This is a genomic window from Pseudoalteromonas sp. Z9A5, assembly GCF_011378875.1.
In the GTDB taxonomy this organism is placed as follows: Bacteria; Pseudomonadota; Gammaproteobacteria; order Enterobacterales; family Alteromonadaceae; genus Pseudoalteromonas.
Map to the genome: position 1 here is coordinate 1 of NZ_WTLC01000074.1, position 8,912 is coordinate 8,912.

At 34.6% G+C, this 8,912-nt stretch carries 8 protein-coding genes and 1 pseudogene; 3 read left to right on the forward strand and 6 right to left on the reverse strand.

What is annotated here, in order from left to right; all coding sequences use genetic code 11:
- Positions 1-283 precede the first annotated feature (283 nt).
- Complete coding sequence (locus GQR56_RS20740) at positions 284-688, reverse strand: hypothetical protein (RefSeq protein WP_166115190.1); 405 nt, start codon at positions 686-688, stop codon at positions 284-286.
- A 205-nt stretch (positions 689-893) separates the two neighbouring features.
- Positions 894-1,517 (reverse strand): hypothetical protein, encoded by a 624-nt coding sequence (locus GQR56_RS20745; RefSeq protein WP_024612756.1) that lies wholly within the window; start codon positions 1,515-1,517, stop codon positions 894-896.
- Between the two features lie 518 nt (positions 1,518-2,035).
- Between GQR56_RS20745 and GQR56_RS20750 the strand changes: the two genes are divergently transcribed.
- A complete protein-coding gene (locus GQR56_RS20750) occupies positions 2,036-2,575 on the forward strand; it encodes a hypothetical protein (RefSeq protein ID WP_166115193.1) in 540 nt (179 codons plus the stop codon).
- Positions 2,576-2,799: 224 nt separating this feature from the next.
- On the opposite strand, the gene GQR56_RS20755 is transcribed toward GQR56_RS20750, so the two are convergent.
- Positions 2,800-3,207, reverse strand: coding sequence for a hypothetical protein (locus GQR56_RS20755; RefSeq protein ID WP_166115195.1), 408 nt, complete (start codon positions 3,205-3,207; stop codon positions 2,800-2,802).
- A 379-nt stretch (positions 3,208-3,586) separates the two neighbouring features.
- Between GQR56_RS20755 and GQR56_RS20760 the strand changes: the two genes are divergently transcribed.
- On the forward strand, positions 3,587-4,135 hold the full coding sequence (locus GQR56_RS20760; protein ID WP_166115198.1) for a hypothetical protein: 549 nt from the start codon (positions 3,587-3,589) through the stop codon (positions 4,133-4,135).
- Positions 4,136-4,298: 163 nt separating this feature from the next.
- On the opposite strand, the gene GQR56_RS20765 is transcribed toward GQR56_RS20760, so the two are convergent.
- Together GQR56_RS20765 and GQR56_RS20770 are read right to left on the reverse strand one after the other, a co-directional pair.
- Entirely contained in the window at positions 4,299-4,706 is a 408-nt protein-coding gene (locus GQR56_RS20765; RefSeq protein WP_166115201.1) for a hypothetical protein, read from the reverse strand.
- A gap of 510 nt (positions 4,707-5,216) precedes the next feature.
- Complete coding sequence (locus tag GQR56_RS20770; RefSeq protein ID WP_166115203.1) at positions 5,217-6,467, reverse strand: sodium:proton antiporter; 1,251 nt, start codon at positions 6,465-6,467, stop codon at positions 5,217-5,219.
- Positions 6,468-6,952: 485 nt separating this feature from the next.
- On the opposite strand from GQR56_RS20770, the gene GQR56_RS20775 reads away from it, so the two are divergent.
- On the forward strand, positions 6,953-8,005 hold the full coding sequence (locus tag GQR56_RS20775; RefSeq protein ID WP_166115206.1) for a hypothetical protein: 1,053 nt from the start codon (positions 6,953-6,955) through the stop codon (positions 8,003-8,005).
- Positions 8,006-8,070: 65 nt separating this feature from the next.
- Here GQR56_RS20775 and GQR56_RS20780 read toward each other — a convergent pair.
- A pseudogene (locus GQR56_RS20780) lies at positions 8,071-8,817 on the reverse strand (IS3 family transposase); the annotation flags it as partial.
- Positions 8,818-8,912: the final 95 nt, after the last annotated feature.

Here is an 8,912-nt window from a genome sequence, read left to right on the forward strand (position 1 = left end):
AGGTATGCCAGCAAAGCAGAAGAAAGCGATGCGCAGTACAGCTTATCTTGAAAAGGTATTGAATTTATAGTGTTTTTTCATGCTCTTGCCCTGGCTGTAATCCCTTTAATGGAAGTATTACACTTAAATATTTAAAAATATAAATGAGCATAAAAACTTATTAAACCCACCTTTAAAAAGCTGATTTAACACTACGCACAAACACAAAAAAGCCCATGTTAGGAATTAACCTAACATGGGCTTTTTTACTCTCGCTATTTTATAAAAAGCTTATAAAGGCTTTTTATAAAGATAGTTCTTCTTTAGCGCGAGTTAAGTTATGCGATACCATTGTACTTGTAGACATTTGATTTGCTTCGTATAAATCAGCTAAGCCAGCTGTATCGTTATGCGCTTTTAAACGTGCAACACCACGGTTGCTTAATGCGAATGACGTAAGTTGACGTACTTTAAATTTAGGGCCATCTGCGTCTTTTAAAAGTGCGATTGCTTGTGTACAAATTTCTTCAGCTTGTGCGTAATTTTTTGACTTAACATTCAGTGCGCAGCTATTAAATGATTGCTCTAGTGGCTGTGGCGCTGTTGCAGCTTCTATAACCATTAATTTGTAATCACTTTGATTAGCCATTGCAGCAGCTGAACATGTAAGTAGTGAGCCAAGAGCGATAGTTTTGATAAGTGATTTCATGGTTATATTCCTATTAGTTAAGCCGTGCTTGTTGCCGACAACTGAACTTTAAAGAATTAACACAACCCCGACAAACGATTAAAACAAACCTAATAAGTGAAGAAAATTAACCTATAGACTTTAGTCTAATAAATGAAATGTATATAAGGGCTATTTAACGTTAGTTTTAAATCAATAGCCCTTAGTAAATTAACTCGTAGAAATTTTAACCTTCTATATTTTTAAGAAAGTGTGCCTTCATTTTATCTGTATTTGTAAAGCTTTCGTTTGAAAAAGGAACCACTAAGTCACTTGCTTCTAAAAACAGCAAGTCGTTATCAACGCAGTATTTTAGCGCCCTTTTTAATGAATCTAACCCTTCTTCGTCTACATCCAAATCTATCTGTTCCATTAGTTCAAAAATGCCTTTAGCATCATCACTAAAACCTGAAGCGCTGTAATTACCTTCTATGTTACCACCGCTTAAATCAGTACAGTCAACTAATGGGGAGCCCTCAATAGATGTATAACTTTTAAAAAAGCCTGGGTGATCTTCAAACTCAATAAAAGATAACGCAAAGTTTCGTGAGTAATAAAAATCATGGAGATAACCAGATATTGCTGCAATAGCAAAAGAAAAAGTTTTTGCAAAGTCATTCTGCTCTTGCTGTGACGCGCTCAGCCACTCTCTCATGTTGCCATAAATACTTTGAATAAACTCTTGCTCGCTTTCGTCATCAGTAAGTTCCTTACCACGCTCTTCAGCTAAAGTCGGATCCTCTAAAACGTCATAAACATATTTTTTAAGTTCATTTTTAGAAATTGCATGAAAAGTTACATCGTAGCCCATTAGTTAGTCCTTTATATATTTAAAATATTTGGGTCAAGCCTATAAAATACCTGACAGTATAAAATGATCAAATAAATCATCTTCATCTAAAATATACAATAATGAAAAAAAATTTTAAACTAAATAATTACACACTGTTTTGTCTTTTAAATGTATTGAGTTACATTTTAACTATTAATTTTAATAAAGAGTTTTTAATAAATAAATGCGAACCACTAAATGGAATATAATTTTTATGCTGTTAGCCAAAAAGATCTTGAGGTAAGAAAGAATAAAAAAGTAACAGGTGGATTCATAAACGGACTTATCTGTAGGTATTTTCAGCTGTATTTACAAAAAAACACTACAACAAGTAGTTTACAATATAACACAGCAAGAATAGGCTCTTTATGCGGATGCGATGAAATCAAGTTCTTCGTTAGTAAAGGATGTAATTATAAAAGAAGCTGACTTTATAGTCTTGTATTATCATATGCACAACAATCCCAAGCGATTAAGGTTTTGGCAAGGAATTTTCAATGGCTGTGAATAAAAAACTAACATCTATACTACCTATTATTATAGCTTTATATTCGACTCACTCATTAGGCTCTGATGATGAAATTTTGAATTTTTTAGATAATAAAGTAGAAAATAAAACAAAGCTTTTGTCTGATTCTATTTCACGATGTAAAAAAGAGGAAAATACATCCTCGGAATTAAGACTAGATTTAAATGTATTTAAAACGCTTAAAGTATCAAAAAACAAATTTATGAAGTCGCTGTTCTATTTTAAGTTTCGAAATCAAGAGCTATGTGAAAGTAAGTCTCGCTATGCGCTAGCTTTTGCGATTAATCAACTTAATTTCACTCGTTCTGAGCTTGGTTTAGCCGTATCTGAATATAGTGAGAGTACTACTGAAATTTTATATGAATCAAAAAAGTTTTTACAACTTAAAATTGACTTCATGAAACTTGATGAAAATATACGCTCAGAATTCGAAAAACAAATTGGTAAAAAACCTTTCAACCCTCACAATATTTTAGAAAAATTAGATACTGATTTACTTAATAAGTAGCGGAATTTACAACATTAAACTTGTATAGATTTAGAGAAAAAAGAAATTAAAATGATGACACACTTATTTTTTCATTAATAACATAAGTAATAGTGGGCTAAATCTATGCAGTTAAAACAAAAAAGCCCATGTTAGGGATTAACCTAACATGGGCTTTTTACTCTCGCTATTTTATAAAAGTGTTCTAAATAAGAGCACTCTATAAAGCATTTTATAAAGGCTTTCTATAAAGATAGTTCTTCTTTAGCGCGAGTTAAGTTATGCGATACCATTGTACTTGTAGACATTTGGTTTGCTTCGTATAAATCAGCAAGGCCAGCAGTGTCGTTATGCGCTTTTAAACGTGCAACACCACGGTTGCTTAATGCGAATGACGTAAGTTGGCGTACTTTAAATTTAGGGCCATCTGCGTCTTTTAAAAGTGCAATTGCTTGTGTACAAATTTCTTCAGCTTGTGCGTAGTTTTTTGACTTAACATTAAGTGCGCAGCTATTAAATGATTGCTCAAGTGGCTGTGGCGCTGTTGCAGCTTCAATAACCATTAATTTGTAATCACCTGTATCAGCCATTGCCGCAGCTGAACATGTTAATAGTGAGCTAAGAGCGATAGTTTTGATAAGTGTAAGTTTCATGGTCATATTCCTGATTAGTTAAGCCGTGCTTGTTGCCGACAACTGAACTTTAAAGAATTAACACAACCCCGACAAACGATTAAAACAAACCTAATAAGTGAGAAAAATTAACCTATAGACCTTAGTCTAATACGATATTATTTTTTCTATATATAAAAAGGACTTACACAACATGGCTGTACCTAAAAATCATCATTTTTGTTTTTATGAATACTCTTTATTTATAAGTTTTTATTTGTAGGTTTATTTTTAACCTACTTGTTTTTGCCATAGTCAAATAACAATCAAACAAATTTATACACTTAATTACATGCAATACTAAACAACGCACTTATAATAACCACTCTACTAACTTATCATTATTAACGGGCTGACTGTTTTGAAATACAAACTCCCTCTTTTTGTTCTATTAGGCACACTTTTACCATTTAGCCAAAATGCCGATGCAAGGCTTTTACTTGGTAGCAAAATGCCAAACACCGCCGTATTTGTTAAATCAGAATTTAATGGTGATAGTAGCATTACATCTGTTGGTGTCGAAATGATGGCAAAACAAAATAACAGTCACTTTGGCGTTATTTTTACAAGCGCTGTTGGTGCCGCAAGAGTAGATAACAAACAAGGCGAGCAAGAAGAATTCATTACCTGGGATAACGGGATGAAACTTGGCTACTTCAACGACTTTTTTATTTACGCAGAGCTAGGTTTAGACCTATTCGAACTCGCCTTCAAAAACGACCGCGGTGATAACACCTACCAAATAGAAAAATCGAACAACGACATAGACGGCTACGCAGGTATTGGGATGGGCTATCATTTTAAACCATTTAAAATAGAAGCATTTACACGAGTACGCCAAATTGATGGTTACTACTGGGAAGCAGAAGAACATATTTACAGTGGTGTTCAACTCTCGCTTACGTTTTAATATTTAGCCTTGGTAATCATTTTATAAATAGGCACCGTGTACGTAATTATTTATGCGCTCACTAAATTTTAGTTAAAACAAACACAAAAAAGCCCATGTTAGGGATTAACCTAACATGGGCTTTTTTACTCTCGCTATTTTATAAAAAGCTTATAACGGCTTTTTATAACGATAGTTCTTCTTTAGCGCGAGTTAAGTTATGCGATACCATTGTACTTGTAGACATTTGGTTTGCTTCGTATAAATCAGCTAAACCAGCTGTATCGTTATTCGCTTTTAAACGTGCAACACCACGGTTGCTTAATGCAAATGACGTAAGTTGGCGTACTTTAAATTTAGGACCATCGGCGTCTTTTAAAAGTGCAATTGCTTGTGTACAAATTTCTTCAGCTTGTGCGTAATTTTTTGACTTAACATTCAGTGCGCAGCTATTAAATGATTGCTCAAGTGGCTGTGGTGCTGTTGCAGCTTCTATAACCATTAATTTATAGTCACTTTGGTTAGCCATTGCAGCAGCTGAACATGTAAGTAGTGAGCCAAGAGCGATAGTTTTGATAAGTGTCAATTTCATGATTATATTCCTGTTATGCCAATTGTTTAAACTAGTGAGCTTTTTTAGCGTCAGGTAAATAGCTTAATAACAAGGCAAAAATTATGAAATATAGTCGTTCTATATAAGTAATTTTTAACGCCGTTAGTGAGTTATTTAATTCGCTAAAATGATCATGTTTTAATAAAATTGGTATTAGTTAGTCGTGCTTGTTGCCGACAACTGAACTTTAGAGAATTAACACAAAACCGACAAACGATTAAAACAAACCTAATAAGTGAATAAATCTAACCTATAGACTTTAGTCTAACTTAAATATTAATTTTGATTTTGATTTTAATTTTAACTTTAAAAGTAGGCTTATTTGCGATCATCGCTATAACCACTTATAAAACAGCTGGTTAAAAATATTTAAACCCTCTTTTCACTCTAAAAAAATAAGCCCGTAAAATCTGCTTATTTTACGGGCTTATAAATATAATTATATTCGGCGCACTTTAACCGCCTCTATTTAATTCATCATTTTTATATTTAACGAATGCTTTTAGCCACTTTACCAATACTTAAACCCTGAACCAAAATAGAAAACACCACAACGGCATAAGTCAGAGCCAATAAAATATCGCGCTCTGTACCATTTGGTAATTGCAGTACCAACGCCACAGATATACCGCCGCGCAAACCACCCCAGGTTAATACTTTCCAAGCACCAGCAGGTAACCCTAACTGGTTACCAAAAGTAGTTGTGGTTACACCAACCACAATAAGCCGCGCTAATAACGCGATAATAATCGCTAAACCTGCGGCAACAAATAAATTGCCCGAATACGCAATCATTACCACCTCAAGCCCAATTAAAACAAATAAAATGGCATTTAAAATCTCGTCAATCAGCTCCCAAAATAAATCAACGTAATGGCGTGTTTTGTCGCTCATAGCCATACTACGACCATGATTACCTACCATTAACCCCATCATTACCATGGCAAGTGGGCCCGACAAATGCCAATGGCTTGCAAGTGCATAACCACCAATAACGCCCGCTAAAGTAAGTAGTACTTCTTCTTGGTAACTATCAATACTTTTAAGTAAGTAATATAAAATACCACCTAATACCAAACCAAAAACAATACCGCCACCGGCTTCAACCGCCAGCGTGTGTGCCACATAATAGGTTGTAGGAATATCACCGCTGGATAAAATACCCAATAAAAGCACAAAAATAACCACGCCAATACCGTCGTTAAATAACGATTCACCCGCAATCACTGTTTCAATACTTTTAGGCGCGCCAGCCGATTGTAAAATACCCATTACCGCAATCGGATCGGTTGGCGATATTAACGCGCCAAACAACAAGCACCAAATAAACGACAAATTAAACCCAAGTAACGGCAATACAAAATAAAGTGCGCCGGCAATAATGACCGTAGATAACAACGTGCCTAAACACGCAAGAATCCCGATTGGCAGTTTATAACGCTTTAAATCACTAACATTAACGTGCAATGCCCCTGCAAAAAGCAGCATAGAAAGCATGCCATCAAGCAAAACCTCGGTAAAATCTAACTGATCGAGCAAGCTCACTTCGTAATCTATAAGATCATCAAACCCTAAAAAGCCCAAAAATATAGCGCCGATAGACAAAAGCATTGAAATAACCATAACGCCAATGGTTGTTGGTAAGCCAATAAAACGATGGTTTACATAGGTGAGTAACGCGGTAATTGATAAAAATATCGCACTTATTTCAAGTACGCTTAGGCTGGTTCCTGGTGCCATGGTTTAAATCTCAATATTTATTTAATGGTGCCTTACTCAAAATAAGCAAAGCAGAAGGGGTATTTATAATAAGTTTCGTATTAATATTTTTCTAGGGCTAATACATTGCATATATAGCGACAACAAGCGTACCTAAAACTCTGATATATCGTATTATTCTGAATTAGCGAGTGCTTTGACTTTTTACTATAAAACAAAAAGTTAAAATACGTGTCATCGTTATTTCCCTTTAGATAGCATTAACTTCAGTAAGCTTTAAACAGTTTAATAAACTAGTTTTAAGGCTAAATCTAAATAATACAGATGAGAATAGCTGCATCGTTCTGCTGAAACCAGCACACCTTAGATCTGCAATACAAATAATTGAAATTGATAAAGTTAAAGACCGTATGAATATTATCACTTAAATCTACCCTACAAAACATTGAACATGATATGTTAACCGAAAAAGCAAGTTTAAAAAATTGCTTCAATGGAATACTAAAATGAAAACCCAAATGAGCAGACTTTGTTTTAACATAAAAGCACTAAAAATCATTTATATTAGTATTATTGTTACCTTACTTTCAGCCTGCTCTGATAGTAAAGAAAATGGTCCCAGTATTTATCTTATGCCCGAGGGTTACGTTGGTTCAGTTTACATTATTTATAACGTTCCTAATGGTCAACCTCCCAGGTATGAAGGCGAGTCCCGCGTTTATGAAATACCTGCATCGGGTATGCTAATAACGCAAATGAAAATGAAATCAGGCAGAGAAGATAATGGTGATGCCCTTTTTTATTTTAAAAATGGTGATGGTACCAGAACACTTATTGTCGAACAGATGTCTACTAGAATTTACGATACGCCAGAAAACCGAGAATATAATAAAGCTGTTATATTTGGTGGTTCTGTAGGTGAAATAGAACCGATAAGAAGATGTAGCGCTGGATATATTCACTTTACAGTTGGCACTAAAGCACAGTTTCTCGATAACATAAACATATTTGATATTTACGATGCTAAAGGTATAAAAAACATTGATAAATCTATTTTTGATGGAATGTGCCCAGATAGAATAATGCCCAACCCAAGCGTTTATTTAATACCTGAAGAATATAAAGGAACCTTTTATATTATTTATAATGTACCAAAAGGTCAGCCCGCTAAATATGAAAATGGCTCCGCTATTTTTGAAATACCACAATCGGGTGTTTTGTTAACCCAAGCAAGTGGTAGCCCTGTATGGGATGAAAACCCTCCTAACTGGCATTACTATTACGTTGATAATAATGGGTCCAAAACACCAATTACAGGTACGTGGTCATCAGGTAATAGTGATAAACCTAAAAATATAAATGATACAAAAATAGTAAAATTTCATACTACTGTAGGAATGTTCGAACCAGTCAAAGGCTGCGATGTTAATCTGCAAAGATTTGCTGTTGGAACGACTGCAGAAATTAATAGTGATAAATACTATTTCGGAATTTATGATAAAAAAGGAATTAAAAATATGGATAAAGCTCTATTTGAAGGTGCTTGTTCTGGGTTTTAACTTATAACAAACGCTCAGAGCATCGAGGTGAGTTAATTGTCCCGTCCTAAAATATGTTGACGGTTTTAATTGAAGGCCAGTAGCTTTTGCTCCTGGTCTTTTTTATGCACTTGGTTTGGTGTTTTCATTCCTAAACTTAAATGCGGTCTCAATTCATTGTATATCAATATTGATTCATCGACGAGCTGCTTTAGCTCTTCTAGGTTTTGACATTTATAGAGTAAGAATTCCTGCTTCAATATGCCGTTAATACGCTCCGCCAGTGCATTCTCATAGCAGTCATAGCCATCGGTCATTGATGGAATAATGCCATTTTCACTAAGCTTTACTTTGATATACCCGCGAGCAATACTGCAACCCTCTATCTGAATGATGAATCGTACTACATTGATACTGACGATTATTGATGGTCATATCTAATGCCTTAACAACATCTGTCGCCTTCATTTCATCACTGAGTTCATATCCCATAATTTTTCGACTATACGCATCAGTTACTAGCGATAGATAGTGAACACCTTGCTCTGATTGAATGTAGGTTATATCGCTTACAAATACCTCTTCTGGTCGCGATGGTTGCATATCTTTAAGCAAGTTAGGATGCTTTTTCATCCAATGTTTACTAAAAGTAGTTTTTGTATAACTACGCTTAGGTTTAACCAATAAATGTTCATTTTTCAAGTAATTAAAAAAGCGTCTCGACCTAAACTTATACCTTGCTCTATGAATTTGGGTTTAAGTAGAAAGTATAATTTTCTTCCACCTAAGCGCGGCATAAAACGTCGTATTTCCAATACCATCGCTTTAACTGGTGCTCATAGGTTAGACATTAAGAGATAATTGGATTCAGGCCGCATTTTAATCGTCCTTTTTCTTTATCTCTTTTTGGGTTCGCTCTTCGTGCATA

What these genes read in the sequence shown, in the direction of transcription:
- GQR56_RS20745 (WP_024612756.1), bottom strand. Translation starts at nt 1,517, where the DNA reads ATGGGCTACGATGTAACTTTTCATGCAATTTCTAAAAATGAACTTAAA.
- GQR56_RS20775 (WP_166115206.1), top strand. Translation starts at nt 6,953, where the DNA reads ATGAAAACCCAAATGAGCAGACTTTGTTTTAACATAAAAGCACTAAAA.
- GQR56_RS20770 (WP_166115203.1), bottom strand. Translation starts at nt 6,467, where the DNA reads ATGGCACCAGGAACCAGCCTAAGCGTACTTGAAATAAGTGCGATATTT.
- GQR56_RS20755 (WP_166115195.1), bottom strand. Translation starts at nt 3,207, where the DNA reads ATGAAACTTACACTTATCAAAACTATCGCTCTTAGCTCACTATTAACA.
- GQR56_RS20740 (WP_166115190.1), bottom strand. Translation starts at nt 688, where the DNA reads ATGAAATCACTTATCAAAACTATCGCTCTTGGCTCACTACTTACATGT.
- GQR56_RS20765 (WP_166115201.1), bottom strand. Translation starts at nt 4,706, where the DNA reads ATGAAATTGACACTTATCAAAACTATCGCTCTTGGCTCACTACTTACA.
- GQR56_RS20750 (WP_166115193.1), top strand. Translation starts at nt 2,036, where the DNA reads ATGGCTGTGAATAAAAAACTAACATCTATACTACCTATTATTATAGCT.